The organism is Paraburkholderia sp. UCT70 (assembly GCF_050434085.1).
Taxonomy (GTDB): Bacteria; Pseudomonadota; Gammaproteobacteria; order Burkholderiales; family Burkholderiaceae; genus Paraburkholderia; species Paraburkholderia tuberum.
In genome coordinates this window covers 1,158,966-1,176,267 of the sequence record NZ_JBNPVZ010000004.1, presented here as the reverse complement: position 1 = coordinate 1,176,267, position 17,302 = coordinate 1,158,966, and the positions used below count along the sequence as shown (strand labels likewise).

At 64.6% G+C, this 17,302-nt stretch carries 14 protein-coding genes; 3 read left to right on the top strand and 11 right to left on the bottom strand.

The window, feature by feature from the left end:
• Window positions 1-49: 49 nt before the first annotated feature.
• A complete protein-coding gene (locus OKW41_RS31040) occupies window positions 50-2,251 on the bottom strand; it encodes a hypothetical protein (RefSeq protein WP_429575022.1) in 2,202 nt (733 codons plus the stop codon).
• A 559-nt stretch (window positions 2,252-2,810) separates the two neighbouring features.
• Here OKW41_RS31040 and OKW41_RS31035 point away from each other — a divergent pair.
• From OKW41_RS31035 to gmd, 3 genes are read left to right on the top strand one after another with little or no spacing between them, the layout of a single operon-like run.
• Entirely contained in the window at window positions 2,811-3,893 is a 1,083-nt protein-coding gene (locus tag OKW41_RS31035) for an acyltransferase family protein (protein WP_429449803.1), read from the top strand.
• Window positions 3,890-4,639, top strand: a complete 750-nt coding sequence (locus OKW41_RS31030) for an SGNH/GDSL hydrolase family protein (RefSeq protein WP_429575021.1) — start codon at window positions 3,890-3,892, stop codon at window positions 4,637-4,639. The genes OKW41_RS31035 and OKW41_RS31030 overlap by 4 nt, the downstream gene beginning before the upstream one ends.
• A gap of 56 nt (window positions 4,640-4,695) precedes the next feature.
• Window positions 4,696-5,739, top strand: coding sequence for a GDP-mannose 4,6-dehydratase (gmd, locus tag OKW41_RS31025; RefSeq protein WP_090804840.1), 1,044 nt, complete (start codon window positions 4,696-4,698; stop codon window positions 5,737-5,739).
• 42 nt (window positions 5,740-5,781) lie between these two features.
• Here gmd and OKW41_RS31020 read toward each other — a convergent pair whose 3' ends face one another.
• From OKW41_RS31020 to OKW41_RS30975, 10 genes are all read right to left on the bottom strand, one after another.
• Window positions 5,782-6,147: a response regulator gene (locus OKW41_RS31020; protein WP_018418019.1), complete on the bottom strand. Its 366-nt coding sequence runs from the start codon at window positions 6,145-6,147 to the stop codon at window positions 5,782-5,784.
• A gap of 31 nt (window positions 6,148-6,178) precedes the next feature.
• Complete coding sequence (locus OKW41_RS31015) at window positions 6,179-7,159, bottom strand: chemotaxis protein CheX (protein WP_429575020.1); 981 nt, start codon at window positions 7,157-7,159, stop codon at window positions 6,179-6,181.
• A 33-nt stretch (window positions 7,160-7,192) separates the two neighbouring features.
• The gene (locus tag OKW41_RS31010; protein WP_429575019.1) at window positions 7,193-7,732 is read right to left on the bottom strand and encodes a hypothetical protein; all 540 of its coding nucleotides are present in this window, start codon (window positions 7,730-7,732) and stop codon (window positions 7,193-7,195) included.
• Window positions 7,729-8,460: a methyl-accepting chemotaxis protein gene (locus OKW41_RS31005; protein WP_429575018.1), complete on the bottom strand. Its 732-nt coding sequence runs from the start codon at window positions 8,458-8,460 to the stop codon at window positions 7,729-7,731. The genes OKW41_RS31010 and OKW41_RS31005 overlap by 4 nt, the downstream gene beginning before the upstream one ends.
• A gap of 37 nt (window positions 8,461-8,497) precedes the next feature.
• Complete coding sequence (locus OKW41_RS31000; protein ID WP_429575017.1) at window positions 8,498-10,876, bottom strand: ATP-binding protein; 2,379 nt, start codon at window positions 10,874-10,876, stop codon at window positions 8,498-8,500.
• A gap of 328 nt (window positions 10,877-11,204) precedes the next feature.
• The gene (locus OKW41_RS30995; protein WP_429449792.1) at window positions 11,205-12,371 is read right to left on the bottom strand and encodes a glycosyltransferase family 4 protein; all 1,167 of its coding nucleotides are present in this window, start codon (window positions 12,369-12,371) and stop codon (window positions 11,205-11,207) included.
• 70 nt (window positions 12,372-12,441) lie between these two features.
• Entirely contained in the window at window positions 12,442-13,671 is a 1,230-nt protein-coding gene (locus OKW41_RS30990) for a glycosyltransferase family 4 protein (protein WP_429336445.1), read from the bottom strand.
• Window positions 13,668-15,170 carry a glucose-6-phosphate isomerase gene (locus OKW41_RS30985; protein WP_429575016.1) on the bottom strand — a complete coding sequence of 501 codons (1,503 nt, stop codon included), beginning with the start codon at window positions 15,168-15,170 and terminating at the stop codon, window positions 13,668-13,670. Before OKW41_RS30985 ends, OKW41_RS30990 begins: the two co-directional genes overlap by 4 nt.
• A 3-nt stretch (window positions 15,171-15,173) precedes the next feature.
• Window positions 15,174-16,334, bottom strand: a complete 1,161-nt coding sequence (locus tag OKW41_RS30980) for a glycosyltransferase family 4 protein (RefSeq protein WP_429575015.1) — start codon at window positions 16,332-16,334, stop codon at window positions 15,174-15,176.
• On the bottom strand, window positions 16,331-17,272 hold the full coding sequence (locus OKW41_RS30975) for a glycosyltransferase family 2 protein (RefSeq protein ID WP_429575014.1): 942 nt from the start codon (window positions 17,270-17,272) through the stop codon (window positions 16,331-16,333). Before OKW41_RS30975 ends, OKW41_RS30980 begins: the two co-directional genes overlap by 4 nt.
• Window positions 17,273-17,302 lie beyond the last annotated feature (30 nt).

Genomic DNA, 17,302 nt, shown 5'->3' with positions numbered 1-17,302 from the left:
TTTTGCGGTTAGATTGCGTGCGGGGCTGCGTCAGCGAGGCCAACGCACCTCAAGGCTTCCAGCGATACATCAGCACCTTGCCGCGCGCGTCTTCCTCGACGAACACCAGGTACTCGCCATCGCCGCGCTTCGTCGCGCTGATACCGTTCGGCACGTCGACCCAACCCGACGCGCGGCCCACTTCGGGGCCCGGCCGGATCACGCCGAGTTCCTTGCCGCTGTCCTTGTCCCACACGTGCACCGCGCCGACCGGCTCGACGCCGAACACGTATTGCCCCTCGACCGTGACGCCGATGATCGTCGCGATGGGCTTGCTCTGCGTCTGCCACGGCAGCGTGATCGCGTAGCGCTGCACCGGCTTGCCGCTCGACCACTTGTCATAGCGCACCAGCACGCGCCCCACTTCCTTCCAGAAGCCCTGCGCGGTCGGCATATCGGCCGTATAGCCGCTCACGTACATCGTGTCGGTGTCCGATTCATAGATCGCGCGATGCAGTTCGCTGAACGGTGCCGGCACCGGGTACTGCGTCAGGTTCGAGTACGAGTAGACCGGGTTGCCCTTCGCGTCGAGTCCGCCGAAACGGAAGCGATAGATGCCCTTTGTATCCCGGGTACGCCAGATGTCGCCGGCCATGTCGACCCACCAGCCCCAGCCGCCCGCGAGCTTCGTGCCACTCGTGTTCAGCGTGTATTCGTCGCGATCGAAGCGCCCGTCGCCATTCGTGTCGCGCCAGATCCAGTCACCACCCGGCGGTGCATTCGGCACCTTCGCGACCGCGCGCTCGCGACCTGCGATAAATCCCGAGGGAATCGCGGTCTCGCCGTCATGCTGCGGATCGAAGCGATAGATCTTCAGATGATCCGCATACATATCGGTCAGATAGAGGAACGTGTGCCCCTTCAACCGCCGCGCGATCGGCAGACCCGGATACTGGTCGGTATGGAACACCGGATCGTCCGGGTACTTGAACCGATTCGACAGGAACCCCGCGTATTTCCAGTCCTGTCCAGACGGCTTCGACAAATCGAGTTCGAAGCGCTTGTTGCCGGTATAGACGCTGTCGGGCCGGGCCGGATCGATCCACGCGCCGTCGACGAACAGCAGCCCCTCGACCTGCCAGTTGCGCTTGCCGTTCGGCGCATAACTTTCGAGCGTCGCGCCGAGGCCCGCGCCGATCGGCTCGTAACGCGGACCGATGCCATTGGTCGACACGTACACGTTGCCGCGCGCATCGACACCCACGCCGGTCAACCCGTTGAATCGCAACGGTCCGGGCTTGCCCGCGACGCCGCTGAAAATGCCGCCGCGCTCGCCGAGCGTGCCCGACTCCGTGTAGCGGCCGTCGCGCTTCGTGAAGAACAGCACCTGCTGGCGCGGACCGTTATCGGCGATCAGGAGGCGGCCTTGCGCATCGACGGCGAGGCCGACCGCGACCGTATCGGCCGGCAGCGTGATGGTCTCGTCGATGCGCTGACCGGTCGCCGTGTAATGCTCGATACCCGGCGCGCGATCGCCGCGCGTGCCGCTGAGCACCCATAGCGTGCCGTCGGGCGCGAGCGCGATACGTCCAGGCTCGTGCACGTTCCACGTCGCTTTCTGCTGCATCGATTCGGCATCGTAGACTTCGATGCGATTGCGCGCGGTATTGGCCGCGAACAGCGTCGTGTCGTTCGCGGCGAGCCCGCCGATCTCGGCGTTCGTGCCGGTCGGCACTTCGTTCATCATCAGAAAGCCGGCCGCGAGCTGCGCGTGCGGGTCCGCGTTTTTAGCCGCGGGCTGAAACGGTGCCACGCGCTTCGGCTCGTCGATCAGGCGCCGCGAGATACCAAACCATTGCTTACCCTTGTCCGGCCACACGCCCGGCTCGACCAGACGTCCCTTTTCATTGCCGACCGCGATCGCGACGAACGCATACTTCCGGTTGACCGCGATCGCATTGCCGCCGGCGTTGCCCCAGCCATGCGTGCCGCCCGCGAAGCCGAGCATCTTGCCGTCCTGATAGACGCTCGCTTCAGCGCCGCTTTCGTCCCACGGCGCGTTCGTATAGACCTTGCCGTCGGGCGTGACCGCGATCGCGGTGATATCGATCTGCGTCCATGTGCCATCGCCAAAGCCGAAGCTGTTGCCGATCCATGAGGTCTTCGCGTTCAAAGCGGTTTCGGCGCGAGCCGGCAGACTGGCCGATGCGGCGACGACGCCGGCAGCGCAGGCTGTCAGGGCCAACCAGCTTTTGAACGTGATACGGCGCAAGGCGGAACCTCCAGTCGATGTCCGGTCAACGCGATGCACGCGGACCTGCGCCCGCTCGGGGCGAAATTCAGTGATGTGGCAAAGCGAAACGAAGCGCAACCGATTGAAGCGCGGCGCCTGAAGGCAGCCGTCCGCACGGCTAAGTTACGCGGAAAAAATGCGGTGACGAAAATCGAAAATAATTCAAAAATATTCGTCCGCTTATGCGTCGCAAAAAGAAACGATTTAAAAAAGCGATAAAAGCGCAAGCCTCGCCGTCAGTTGCCTCGGTCGCGACGATTCCCCGTTCCTACCGATGTGATATCACGCAATGCGCATTTATTACGGATTGCCCGATGCTCACCACATAAACATATAAATCTATCGAGAATGGCCAAAGAAATACCCTGTTTCAATCTGATTCAATTAGCCCATTCCAACGGGTTTTTTCTCGAGTTTCTTTTCCCTAGAATCGATTGCACTTCAGTTGCGACGCGAAGCGCGCGCCTGTTCGCTGGCAAGCCGTGGCGAACCGCGCGGCGCTTCGCCCGGCTCATCCGCTTTACACCATGGACGGTTCATGACAGCCAGCGCATTGCCCCTCGCGCCCTCCCATTCCCGCATCGTGCAGCTCGACGGTCTGCGCGCGATCGCCGTGCTCGCGGTGTTCGCGCAGCACGCGTTGAAAGCGCCGCTATGGATGGGCGTCGATCTGTTCTTCGTTTTGAGCGGCTTTCTGATCAGCGGCATCCTGCTCGATCGCAAGTCGCGCCAGCAGTCGTATTTCAGCTATTTCTATGCGCGGCGCGCGCGCCGCATCCTGCCGCCGTACCTGCTGCTGATGGCCGTGTCGTCGCTGCTGTTCGGCCTCGCGTGGGCGCAGCACTGGTACTGGTACGCGTTCTTCGCGACCAATATCGGCGATGCGCTCAATCAAAGCGGTCATGACAGCCTCAACGTGCTGTGGTCGCTCGCGGTCGAGGAGCAGTTTTATATCTTCTGGCCGTTCGTGATCCTGCTCGTGCCCGAGCGTCTGCTTGGGCTGGTGGCGGCCGCGCTGATCGTTCTGGTGCCGCTGCTGCGCGCGCTCGCGACGCCGTGGTTCGATTCGTTCTGGCCGATCTACTACCTGACGCCGTTCCGCATGGATCTGCTCGCGGCCGGCGCGCTGCTCGCGGTTGCCGTGCGGCGCGATCGCAATGCGCTCGAACCGTTCAAGGGACTCGCGGTGCTCGGCGCTCTGGCCGCGCTCGCGGTGCTGGCATGGCTGCATCTGCACTACCCGCGTTTTCGCGCAGCGAATACGCCGTTGTCGAATGCCGGGCTGTATAGCGTGTCGCTGGTGCTGTGTACATCGATCGTCGTCATCGCGTTGCAGAGCAAGGGCATCGTGAAGCGGCTGTTGTGCAATCGCGTGCTCGTTTATATCGGCACCATCAGCTACACGATCTATCTGATCCACCTGAGCGTGCTGTACATGGTGTGGCCGCTGCATCTGAATCGCTATCTGAGCGCCGCGATCGCGCTCGCTATCACGCTCGTGTACGCGAGCATCACGTGGTTCGCATTCGAGAAGCGCCTGATTTTCGGCGCGCGCGGGTCGGGAGCGACGACCCGCGCCGGCGCTGACGTTGCACGGCAAGCACCGCAAGGCCGCGCATGAACCGCCTGGCCGTTGTTGCTGCCCGCGTGCTGGGTGTCGTGTCGGCGCTGATGCTGATCGCGCCTACAACGCGCGCGGCCGTGGCCGGGCCGGCAGTGTCATCGCCGACGCAACTGCTGATCGACGCTTACGGCGACTCGACCACGCTCGGCATCACCTGCAGCGATGGCCACTGCGGCCCGCAAGCCCGCAACGCCGTCACGTATCTGCAGCAAGCGTTGCAGGCGCATGACGGCGAGCGCGTGCGCGTCACGAACTACGGCGTAGGCGGCACGATGGCCTGGCAGTTGCGCGACGGCACCGGCAATCGTCGCGCGGGGCCGACGGCGGGACTGCCGTGGCGCGAACGTCTCGCCGCCTCGCCCGCGCGGATCGTGTTGATCAACTACGGCATCAACGAAGTGATGCACAACCAGACGCCCGAGCAGTTTTACGCGGCCGAGACGTCGCTCGTGCAAACCGCGCGAGCGCTCGGCAAGGAGCCTGTTTTGCAGACCTCGAACCCGATGCCCGATAACCGGCTCAACGCCCGGCTCGCCGCGATGATAGCGATGACGCGACGCGTGGCCGCCGAACAGCAGGTGCCGCTCGTCGATCAATACATGTATGTGAGCAGCCTGCCCGACTGGAAGTCGCTGATGTCGGACGGCGCGCATCCAAAGCCGGAGTTGTACCGGCTGAAGGCCGAACAGGATTATCGGGTCGTCGAACCGTTGGTGCGGCGGCTGCTGGACAACGCGCATTGAGTCAGGCCCTTACGCGCGTTCCGCTCTCTTTTCTCTCACAAACTAGAAGGCAAGCTATGAGCCAACCACGCAAAGCGATCATCACCGGCGTATCCGGACAGGACGGCGCCTATCTGACCCGGCTGCTGCTCGACAAGGGCTATCACGTGACCGGCACCTACCGGCGCACGAGTTCGGTCAACTTCTGGCGCATGCGTGAGCTTGGCGTGCTCGATCATCCGAATCTGCGTCTCGTCGAACACGACCTCACCGACCTCGGCTCGACGCTGCGCCTGCTCGACGGCACGCAGGCCGACGAGCTGTACAACCTCGCCGCGCAGAGCTTCGTCGGCGTGTCGTTCGACCAGCCGGTGACCACCGCTGAAGTGACCGGCGTCGGCGCGCTGAATCTGCTCGAAGGCCTGCGTATCCTGAGCCCGAAGACACGCTTCTACCAGGCGTCGACCTCCGAGATGTTCGGCCTCGTGCAGGCGGTGCCGCAACGCGAAAGCACGCCGTTCTATCCGCGCAGCCCGTATGGTGTCGCGAAGCTGTTCGCGCACTGGTCGACGATCAACTATCGCGAGTCGTACGACCTGTTCGCGAGCAGCGGCATTCTGTTCAATCACGAATCGCCGCTACGCGGCCGCGAATTCGTCACGCGCAAGATCTCGGACACGGTCGCGAAGATCAAGCTCGGCAAGCAGGACGTGCTCGAACTCGGCAACCTGAGCGCGCAGCGCGACTGGGGCTTCGCACTCGAATACGTCGAGGGCATGTGGCGCATGCTGCAGGCCGACGCGCCCGACACCTTCGTGCTCGCGACCGGCCGCACCGAAACGGTTCGCGATTTCGTGCGCATGGCGTTTACGGCGGCCGGCTATCAGCTGGAATGGTCGGGCAAGGACGAGCGCGAGACCGGCATCGACGTCGCGACCGGCAAGACGCTCGTGCGCGTCAATCCGAAGTTCTATCGGCCGGCCGAAGTGGACCTGCTGATCGGCTGCGCGGACAAGGCGCGCGACACGCTCGGCTGGCAACCGCAAACCTCGCTCGAACAGCTGTGCCAGATGATGGTGCAGGCGGACATCGCGCGCAACGAGCACCACGAGACGTTCTAACACGGCATCCGTGTGCGGCGGGGCTCGCCGCACACTGCCCCGTCAACCCGCCAGTTTCCGGAACGTCTCGAGCACCGCATCGCCCTTGAACGGCTTGACGATCCAGCCCTTCACGCCGGCGGCCTTGCCGCGCTCCTTCATCGCGGGGCTGCTTTCGGTCGTCAGCATGATCACGTTGACGGTCTTGTTCGCGAGTTCGCCGCGGATTTTTTCGACCATCGTCAGGCCGTCCATATTCGGCATGTTCACGTCGCTGACGATCAGGCGGATATTCGAATCCGTTTTCAGCTTCGCAAGGCCATCCTTGCCGTCGATGGCCGTCGCGACGTCGAGACCGTTTTTCGCCAGAAAACCCGCGACTTCATCGCGTACCGTGCTCGAATCGTCCACCACCAGAATCTTTGCCATAACCATTCCCTTGCGTCACCGACGCGTCGTATCAAAACAGATCGAGTTCGCCGGACTCGACGAGATCGTCGACATCCACCGCGTTTTCAGAAAAATCTTCGGGTGACCAGCTCAGGTTGAAAACGAAGCGCTGGTCGATCGACACCGACTGTCCGCTCGCGGCGTCGCTCAATCGATATTGAAACCGCAACTGCGGATTGTCCGAGCCGAACGAGATGTAGCGATGCTTGTGATTGACCAGCAGTGGCACCTGCACCTGACTTGCTTCGCGAGCGTTCTGCTGACCGAGGAAGCGGTCCTTGAATGCCCCCCAGATCAGATTGGTCAATTCGCCGAGCACGTCGTTCAGATCGCGAAAGCCCGGTTGCCCCGCGCCCATGCCGGGGTCGCGTGCCGCGCGGTCGCGATCGATCATGCCGAGCAGCGGCTCCTCTTCGGCCTGCATCAACATATAGCCGCGACACCAGCTGCCTTCGAGCGGAATCAGGCTGAAGACCTCGCCGAAGATGATTCGATCGCGCACGATACTGGGCGTGTCGCGTTGCACCGTGACGCCGTCGAACAACGTGGCGAGCCGCGCTTCCGTGATCTCCGCGATACCGCGCACGAGCGCGTTCGGGAAGTCGAGGCTGAAGATGTATTGATCGACGGCTTCACGCAGCGTCGTCAGATCGGCGGCATTGAAATGCGCGCATGCCGCGTTCGTCAACGGCTTCGGAAGCCGTTCGAGCGGCGCGTTGCCGCTCGAACGCAGGATCACCGGCAGTTCGGGGCGCAAGGCATTGATGCGCGCGGCGGTCGTAGCCGCCTGCTCGACCGATCCGCCGTAGTTATCCGCCAGCAGAACGCCGCCGAGATCGATATTGGTGGCCAGTACCGAGCCGAGGCGGTTGCTGTCGCGCACCTTCAGTGCGATCAGGTTGTGTTCGTCGAAAAAGAGCTTCAGCGCTTGCGCGTGTGCCGGACAGTCGTCGAGCACGAGCAGCTTGCTGACGGGCTTGCTGGTATTCATCGTGTTTCAGTCTGCGAATGCAGTGTTGAGGGGCTAGAAAAGTTCGAGTTCGCCTTCGGCCTCGTCGGCCGTGGCGAGTTCAGCCTTGAAATCGAGCGGCGCCTGCGCGCATAGACATAACGTGACACCCAGCCGGGCCGCACCGCCGATCGTCAGCTCGTACGCCCACACGTGATCGGGCCGCAACTCGTCCAGATACTCGACACAGGCGCCGTTCAATTCATACGGCGTCGACATGCCAAGATCGGGGAAATGATTGACCAGTTGCTGGTTCATGTAGCCGCAGCACAGGTTGCCGAGTTCCATCAGCGTTTCCGACAGCGAACGCGTCGTGTCGCCGCTGGCGTAGTAGGCGTGCGTCGCGTCGTCCTTGCCGAAATGCAGCACGAACAGCAGACGAAAGCCGATCGACGAGATCGTCAACGCCATCGCGCAAGGTCCGGCCGGATGATCGCGATCCCACCTCGGCACCGCCGTGATCTCGCACGAATCGCCCGGCGTCGCGGGCAATCTCGCGCGGGCCGCGTGACAGAAGATGTCCGCGATGCTTTGCTTCGCCTGATCGGTAATCACGCCGCGGCCTGCTCGAGCCGGGATTGGAACTGGGTCGCCAGCACTTCGACACCGCCGAGCGACGCCGTGATCATCTTGCCGCCGGCCTGGATGTCCTGGAACGTCGCCGCCGTCGTCAGGTCGTTGCGATGCAGGCTCTCGCGATAGCTCTTCGACAACTCCTGCGAGCGCGACGCCAGCGAGCGCACTTCGCCCGCGACGATCGAAAAGCCGCGCCCCGCGGTGCCGGCGCGCGCCGCTTCGATCGACGCATTCAGCGAAACGATCAGCACGTGCTGCACGATCGACGACAGCTCCTGGTTCTTCTTGTGCATGTCGCGGTTCTGCGACATCAGCGAAATCATCTGCTCGTGCCAACGCTCGAACGTGATGGTCAGCGTTTTCAGACGGCCCGCCTCGTGCGCGATCCGCGTCGCATGCTGCAGCCATTCGTCGCTTCGCGAACTCGCGGCGTCGAGCGACGCCTGCAACGCTTCGCGATCGTGCGCGCACTGCCCGGCTTGCGCGCGCAGATCGGCGAGCATCGACTCCAGTGCGGCGCGCTCGCTGTTGGCCTGCTCGGCGAGCCGGACCGCCGCGTCGAGTTGCTGCTCGAGAGCCTGCCGCGCGAGCGCGTCGATACGTTGCGCCTGCGCACCCGCGCGAAGCTTCCGACGATAAAAAATTCCCGTCGCGAGTGCGCAGAGGATACCGCCAACGCCTGCGGCCAAAAGATAACTTTCAAGCACAACCTGCTCCCATCGCTTCGTTCAATCCATCAGGCCGTCAGCCTGCTAACGCATCCTCGTCACGCTCGCGCGCTGCATCGGCGGACGCGTCGAGACTGTCCACCGCCCAGTCCCCGGGGAACGACACGACGGTCTGAAAGCGGCGATAGTCCGCGCCGCGGCGATCGTCGGTGAAACGCAATTCGATGCGGCCATGCTCGCGCCGCACGAAATCGCGCACGGCATCCATGCCGACGCCGCGGCCCGAAATCTCGCTGACGGTCAGCGCGGTCGAGAAGCCGGAACGGAAAATCATCTCGGCAATCGCTTCGTCGCTGAGCGCGGCATCGGCGTCGATCCAGCCGCGTTCGATCGCGGCCCCACGGATTTTCGCGAGCGCGAGACCGCGGCCGTCGTCGCTGATGGTGATCTGCAGCGCGTGATGGTCGACGCCCACTTCCAGTTCGATGACGCCGGCCGGGTCCTTGCCGTTCGCGACACGCTCGGCGGCAGGCTCGATGCCGTGGTCGACCGAGTTGCGCAGCAGGTGCGTGAACACATTGCGCAGCGTATGGCTGACCTCGCTGCGCACGCGGTAGCCGTTGTTGTCGATGCTGACGACCGGCGCCTCCTTGCCGAGTTCGGCCGCCAGAGACGGCACCGAGTCGAGCACGCCCGCGAGCGCTTCGTAGATCGATTCGGTGCCCAACAGACGCAGTTCGCGCTGCAACGATTCGCGCATCGACACGAGCGCGTCCCGGTCGGCCGGATCGGCGCTTTCGAGCAGATCCAGCTGCTTCTGGATCAACTCGCGATCGACCATCAGGTAGCGATCCACCGCGCCGCTCTGGCCCGGCCCCTTGCGGCCGAGGCTCACTTCGTTGATCGTCGCGTAGGTTTCGAGCGCGGCCTTCACGCGCTGCAGATCCTCGATCAGAAGCTGCTGGTCCCACGCTTCGCTGCTGTCAGCGCGGCGCAATGCGTCGTAGCGCTGTTCGGTTTCGTGGACGATGCCGGTCAGATGCTGAAGGCTGTACGTGCGCGCATTACCCTTGACGGTGTGCATGTTGCGGAACAGCTCGGCGACGGCTTCGTGACTCGGCTCGTGATGCTGACGGATGATCCGTTCGTTCTCGCTGATGAAGCCCGTCGCGCTTTCGACGAAGTGATGGAACTTCTCCTGACTCACCGCGAGAATCTCGCCGATCATTTCCAGCCGGCGCTTCTGTTCGCCGGCCTCGGCGGCGAGCGCGCGCAGTTCGGTCACGTCGCGCACGCACAGCATCAAACGCAGCACGACGTCGTGTTCGTCGGTGATCGCCGACCAGCTCAGATCAAGCGTCTTCACGCGGCCATCGGCCATCGGCTTGGCGATCTCGTTGACGAGCAGGTGCTGATTGAACTCGAAGTTCATGCTGTCTTCACCGATGCATGCCTGCAGCGCCGCTTCGATCTGTGAGAGCGCATCGCTGTTGATATCGGTGCCGCCGAACACGAGATCGAGCAACGGACGGCCCGCAATCTCGCGCGTCTCGAAGATGGCCTCGAGATAGGCGGAGTACTCCGGATGCACGACCACGCCTTCGACCACCGTCAGAATCCCCTGCTGCATGTTTTGCAGCATCGCCTGGATATCGGCGGTCTTCTGCTTCAGTTGCAGCGAGCTTTGCTGGATCTTCTCGATCATGCCGTTGAACGCGACGATCGAATGACCGATCTCGTCCATGCGTCCGACCGGCACGCGGCGCGTGAAGTCCTGGCTCGCCGCGATCTCGCTCATCTCCACCTGCATGCGGCTCAGCGGCCGGGTGATCTGGCGATACAGCAGCGCGCTGATCAGCAACAGCACGACGATGGCCGCGCCGGTCGCGGCGCCGATCGCCGTCGTCGTGGTGGCGAGCGCGCTGTTCAGTTCGTCGATCGCGGCGTCTTTCTGGCGGTTCTTTTCGATTCGCAGCGTCTCGACGATGCCTTCGAGTTCATCGCGGTATTGCGCGACGTTCGCGAACAGATAGGCCTGCGCCAGTTCGTTCTTGCCGTCGGCCTTCATCTTCGCGGTGTCGTTGACCGCGTTGAAATAATTCGCGAGGCTGTCGCGCGCCTGGCTCACGAGCCCGGTTTGGGCCTGACCTTGCGCGGCCTTCGCCTGCACGTCGAGCGCCGCCTGCAACGACGCTTCCTTGCTCTTCAGCAGGTCTTGAGCCTGCGAGACCATGTTCGCGTCAGGCGCATAGACGAGCGTCATCATCGCGAGCTGCACGTCCTTGACCTGCGATACGAGGTCTGCCGACGCGAGCGCGCTCGGCACGACGCCCTGGGTGACCTGCCTGACGTTGGCGGCGCTGTTGCGGGTCTGAAGCACAGCGTATCCGCCAATGGCGGATAGCGCGACAAGCATCAGAATGACGAGAAGCGTGATGCGGTGGCGGATGGTCATCTGAGAATCCCCGAGATCTGAAAATACAAGGTCCCCGCTTTTTGGCGGGACGCCCGTGTGTTTTTGTACTTTCGGGCGCGGGGATTATCGTCGCGGATGTGTGACGTCAACGTGACGAAGTCGACGCCGGGCGCCACGTTTCAGGGATTTGAAAAATAAGGTTGGAAAATCGCGGCCAGGGGCTGATCCGGGCTCAAGTTCAACAGAAAAGTGCCGTTATTGGTAGCCTGTTTTTTTGCCGGTCTTGCGGCGACATGAACGCGAGGCCCGAACGCAGCGATCCGAGCCCCGCCCTTTTTTCATTCGATTGAACCGCCGCCGCTGCACTTCAATGCAGCACGCTCCCCGCAATCGCTTCGGCATACACCGCCGCGACCCGCTTCGCGATCACCGCGTTATCGAAGCGTTCGCGCGCATAGCGGCGGCATGCATCCGCATCGGGCAACTTCAGCGTACCGTTCAGCGCGCCGGCGAGACCCGCGGCGATCGCAGCTGCGCCGGTCTCCGGCAACACCAGATCGGGCGACAATCCCGCCACCGCCTCGGGCAATCCGCCGACCGGCGTCACCAGCACCGGCGTGCCCGACGCGAGCGATTCGACCGTGATGAGCCCGAAGCCTTCCAGCGCGACGGTCGGCACGACGCTGAGATTGGCCGCGCGATACAGCGCCGCCAGATGCTGATCGGGCACGAAGCCGAGCAGCTTCACGTTGTGTTCGAGCCCCGCGTCGGCGATGCGTGCCTCCAGCTCACCTTCGAGCCGACCCTTGCCCGCGATCAGCAGCAGCACGTCGGGCGCTCTGCGTTTGAGCAGCTTCACCGCATCGATCAGATCTTCGAGACCCATGCGCCGCACCAGCCGTCGCACCGCCAGCACGATCGGTCGGTCCTGCGGCAATTGCAGACGCAGACGCGCCTCGGCCTGCGTGATCGGCAGATTGAACTGCTCGACATCGACGCAGCCCGGCACCACGCGCACGCGCTCCGGCGAGATGCCGTAGCGCGTCGTGAGAATCTTGCCGAACGCGTCGGACAGTACGATCAACCGCGACGAACGCGCGTATACCGACTGCTCCAGATAACGCTTCGCGCGCTGGCCGAACGAATCGGCGCCTTCGACGTGGCTCTCGTCGGCCCACGGTCCCTGAAAATGCGACACCTGCGGAATGCCGCGCGTTACGTCGAGCCCCGGAAACGTATAGAGCGCGAAGTGCGACGAAATCACATCTGGCCGCGATGTGCGGATTTCGTGGCGTAGCGCGCGGCGTGCCGCCATTAGCCGCAGCGGCAGCGATTGCGCGGCGGGGCCGAAACCGTTGATCGCGCCACCGGTATCGGCCGCGACTTTCGGCGAGCCGGCGACGACGCCGCGCACCGCGACGCCCGCGCCCGGCAGCGCGCCGACCAGCGAGTAGTACATGCGGTCGAGGCCGCCCGCGCGTTCGGGAAACCAGTGCATCCCGATCTGTAGTGATTTGATTGAGCCAGTCGTCATGATGGTGTGCCCCTGTGTGTTGCTTCCGGTGAGTTGCTATGTGTAGACGTGGATGGCGCGCTTCGCGCGGTCATTCCACGCTCTTCTGTCCGGCGAGATGGTTCAGCGTCAGCGCATCGTTCTGCGCGACGACCGTCGCTTCCGTCTGGCTGCGCCGGCGGTTTTCCTGCTGCCCCGCCAGCTGCCGGTACAGCGCGATGTATTGCGCGGCCATGCGCGCCCAGCCGAAGCCGGTCGCGAGTTCGCTCGCGGCTTTGCCCATCGCGTGGCGCGCGCTGTCGTCGCCGGCGAGTTGCGCGACCGCGCGAGCGAGCGCTTGCGGGTCGTCGGGATCGTCCAGCACGATGCCGCACTCGGGCGTGATGATCTCGGCGCCGCCGGCCGTGCGCGCGGTCACGACGGGCAGCCCCGCCGCCATCGCTTCGAGCAGCGACAGACTCATCGCTTCGTAGCGCGACGGGAACACGAACGCGTCGACCGAATGCATCAGCACCGGCATCTCCTTCACGAGCCCGAGAAAATGCACGCGATGCGCGATGCCGAGCGCCTTCGCCTCGTCCGGATACGGGCTGCCCGGCAGAAAGCCGGCCACCGCGATCTGCACATGCTCGGGCAGATGCTTCAACGCGGCGAGCACGGTGCCGAGATTCTTGCGCGGCGTGCGCAGATCGCCGACGAACAGCAGCAGGAACACATCGTCTGGTAACCCGAACTTTGCGCGATCGCCGCTCGCCGCCGCGAAGCCCTGCGTGTCGACGCCGTTGTAGATGACGTCCACGCGGTTGCGCGGCGTGAGACCGATCGCGCGGATTTCGTCGGCGACCTTCTGCGACACCGCGGTGATCACCTTCGAGCGCCGGTACGCCCAGCGCTCGAGCAACGCGTTGCAGCGCGTATAGACCGACTGGTACGCGGACCACACGCCCTTCGTGAGACCGAACGGGTAGTACTTGCTCGCGAACCAGCCGCTATGCACGAAATGGGAGGTATTGACGTCGGCGCGCATCCACGTGATGAAGCCGTTCACGTGCAGCACGTCGTAGTCGCGGCGATGCGCGCGCAGCCACAGTGCGCTCTTCGCCGCGAACACCTGCTGGCGCAGCAGATTGGTGGGCCACCAGCGGCCGATCTTCACCGGCGCCCAGCGCACGTTAGGATGCGCGAGCAGCTCGGGCGCCACGTGCGACGCGACCAGCGTCACGCGGATGTTCTCGTCGAGCGCCGCGCGCGCGATCTCGTGGTTGACGCGCCCCTGGCCGTCGTTATGGCGCACTACGTGCGTGACAATGGCGACTCTCAATCCGTGCCTCCGTGGAGAAATAGCGTACGTGCGCGGTTCATTTTTTCGTGGTGAACCGCGGAAAGAATCGAAAAGGCGCCCATGAAAAGCAGCAGGCCGCCGGTGCCGACCAGCGAGTTCGTGAACACGAGCATCGCGAAGGTCGCAAGACACAGGCTCAGGCACGCGGAGACGAACTTGTCGTCGCGCAGCCTGAACGAGCCGAGCACCGCGCGCGTCAGCAGCCACACGATGCCGGACATGTACAGCAAGGTGCCGGGCCAGCCGAGCACGAACGGAATGTTCATCACGCCGCTGTCGAAGTTGCCGTACTGGCCGAGCTGGCCGCCGTCGTTGGAAAGTTTCGTCGAGGTGCCGGTCGCGCCCATGCCCTCGCCCGAGACGTCGGTAAACGCGGTCTTCGCGAAGGTCGCGTAGAACTCGTTACGCGCCGCGTAGCTCTGGTCGTCGTGCAGATTGACGATCGTGTTTAGCCGCGCCTGCATCCGTTCGGCCACCGGACCGACCGCGAGCAGCGGCACGCACAAGCCGGCGAGCAGTACCGCGCTCGCGACGATGCGCAAGCGCACCTTGTTGTTCGACTTCACGAGCTGGATCAAGAGCGCGATGACCCAGCCTCCCCACGTCGAGCGCACGAGGCTCAGCGCGAACGAGAAGAAGCCGAGCGCGGCGGCGATCCAGCGCACGCGATGCTGCGTGGCCATCACGAACACCATCGCGCCCATCATCGCGAACGCGAACGGGCCCGACGAGTTCATCGTGCTGAACACGCGTACGCCCATCGGCACCGGGTCGCCCTGCGAGTTCATCTGCGAGCCGAGCATCCACAGCGCGTCCCACGGCGGCATGATGAAAAACTGGATCAGGCCGTAGCCGCCCATCACCAGCATCCCCCAGATGAACGTGTTGATGATCGTGTCGCGATACTGCGGATACTGGCGCGTGTGCGCCATGATGTGAAAGCCGATCAGGATCGGGTAGAGCCAGTTCGCGAGGTCGTAGGTGGCCGCGAGCGGGCCGCTCGACATCACGCCGATCAGGAACGCGTAGATCAAGCCGAGCAGGATCAGCAGCACCGGCAAGCCTCGGCGCTGCGCGAGCAGCCGGTAGTAGCGCAGCAGCGACAGCCCGCTGATCATCGTGACGGCGAGCGGCGCGACCTGGATCAGGCTCGTCGGCGTGAACGCGCCCTTTGACCAGTCGGCGAGACGCCGCACTTCGGGGCTCAGGAACCACAGCCACCACATGAAGCCGATGTAGCGCGCCGGGCTCTTGAAGTAGAGCCACAGACCCGTCAGGATCGCCAGCACCGGAAACGCCAGCGTGAGCACCGTGCCCTGATGCGCGACGATCAGCACCGCGGCGATCAGCCACAGCAGGAGCGGCGGCAGCCATTCTCGCGGGCCGCCTGACAGCAGCCCGCTCGCGCCGTGTTTTGCAGGGGCGGCGTTGGCCGCGCCTGTCGGCGGCAACGGGTTCGCGCGCGGAATCGTCGACATCGCTTATAGGCCTCCGCGCGATTCGCGCCCGGGTGCGGCGGGCTGCGCGTGCGTGGCCGCGCCGGCGTGCGCGCTCGCCTGCCCGCGCGAGCTCAGCATCTCGCGCGTGATCCGCACGTGCTGCATCGCGTAGTGCTGGGTGGTCAGATCGCGCGCGAGCAGACCGGCCGCGGCTGCCTGCGCCTGGCGCAGCGCCTCGTCAGGCCCGGCGGCGAGCCGGTCGAGCGCATCGCGCAGTGCCTGCGGATTGAACGGCGGCACGTAGGCGGCTTCGTCGGCGGGGAAATAGTCGCGCAGCGCGCCGACGTCGGTCGCGACCATCGGCTTGCCGACCGCCGCCGCTTCGAGCATCACCGTGATACCCGACGCGTGCGAGTTCGGCCGCAGCGGCACGACAATCACGTCGGCCCAGTCGTACAGCTCGTGCTGCTTTTTGATGCCGGAAAACAGCGCGATCTCGACATTCGACGCGCGCAGCGACGCGGGAATGCGCCGCCGCGTCGCGAGCTTCACCGTGTAGCGCGGATCGTTGCCGACCGCCTTGATCAGCGTCTCCCAGTCGCGGTCGCGATCGTTGCCGATCGCCGCGATGCGCAGCGGCGTGCGAGGCGTCCACTGCGTCGGCGGGGTGACCGGGAAGTCGCGCGTGTTCAGGCCGTACAGCAGCGGCGTCGCGTCGCGGTGGAAATAGTCCTGGCACAGCCCGGCGTTTTCGCTCGCGAGTGTGGTCAGCCGATCGGCCCGCGTCATCAGCTTGCGATACAACCAGCTGCGCGCGATGCCGTACGACGGCCACTTGTCGAGCAGCCACACGCTTTGCGCGAGCAGCAGCGGCGACGCGCCCGGCCCCGCCTTGCGTCCGCACAGCAGCAGCATCAGCGCGGCGGACAGCCACTCCTGCTCGGTATGCGTCCAGATCACGTCCGAGCGCAGCATCTCCGCGCGATTGCGCCACGTATGGATGAAATCGAAGCCGAGCGCGGCCTTCAGCGCGCGCCGTACGAGCCGCACGGGCCGGCTTTCGCGCGCGTCTTGCGAATAAGTCAGCGCGAATGCTTCGGACTGCGCATGGTGATAACCGTACAGGCAGCCGATATCGTCGCCCTTGCGATAAAAACGCGGATCGGCGCCGTAAAAGAGATGAACGTGAACCTTCGTGCTCATGCGGACACTCCGCTCTTCGACAGCGCGCGCCGCGCCTCATGCGCGCCTGCGCGAACCTCGCGCCAGCGCGACAGCTTCAACTGCGCCTGCTTCGACAACAGCGCGAGCGCCGCATGCGTGAGGCCCGGATAAAGCCGTGTGCCCACCAGCGTCCACCACCACCACGCGGCTTCGCGGCGCAGCGGCGGCAACTGGTCGCGCAGGATCAGATGGAAGTTGAACGCGGCGTTGCGCAGCGCGGCCATCGTCTGCGCGTCGCGTTTGTCGTCGTCGTAACGCTCGGCCGGGAAATGATCGACCGCGATTTGCGGGTCGTACACGAGCTTCCAGCCCGCGTTTTTCACCGCGAGGCTGAACGCCATGTCGTTGTGCACCTGCGCGCCCGCGCCGCGCAGACGCGCGTCGAAGCGGATCGTGCGCACCGCATCGCGCCGGTAGCTCATGTTGGCGCCCTTCAGGATGTCCACCTCGCGCGCCGCACCGACACCCAGATGATGATTGCCGATGATCTTGCCGTGCGCGGTCACCTTGCCGACCAGCGGCCGCTCGCCGTCGAGCACGCGGCCTTTCTCGTGCACCCAGTCGCGCCCGCCCAGCGCGCCGAGGCGCGCATCGGCTTCGAACGCGGCCGCGATGCGCTCGACCCAGTCGCGGCGCGGCGCGGCGTCGTCGTCGGTGATCGCGATCACGTCGCCGCTCGCGGCGTCGAGCCCGCGATTCAGCGCCGCGACCTGGCCCGGTATGTCCACCGGCGCGATCACGAGCGGCAGGCGGCCGCCCGTGGACGGATCGCGCAGGCACGCATGCGTCGCGTCGTCGTCGACGCGCGCGACCACGATCACTTCGTCGGGCGCGCGCGATTGCCGTTCGAGCGCCGCGAGGCAGCGCGCCAGATCGGCCGGGCGGCGATAGGTCGGTACCAGTACCGTCAGTTTCATCGTGATGTCCTCTGTTCCTGTCGTGCAGAA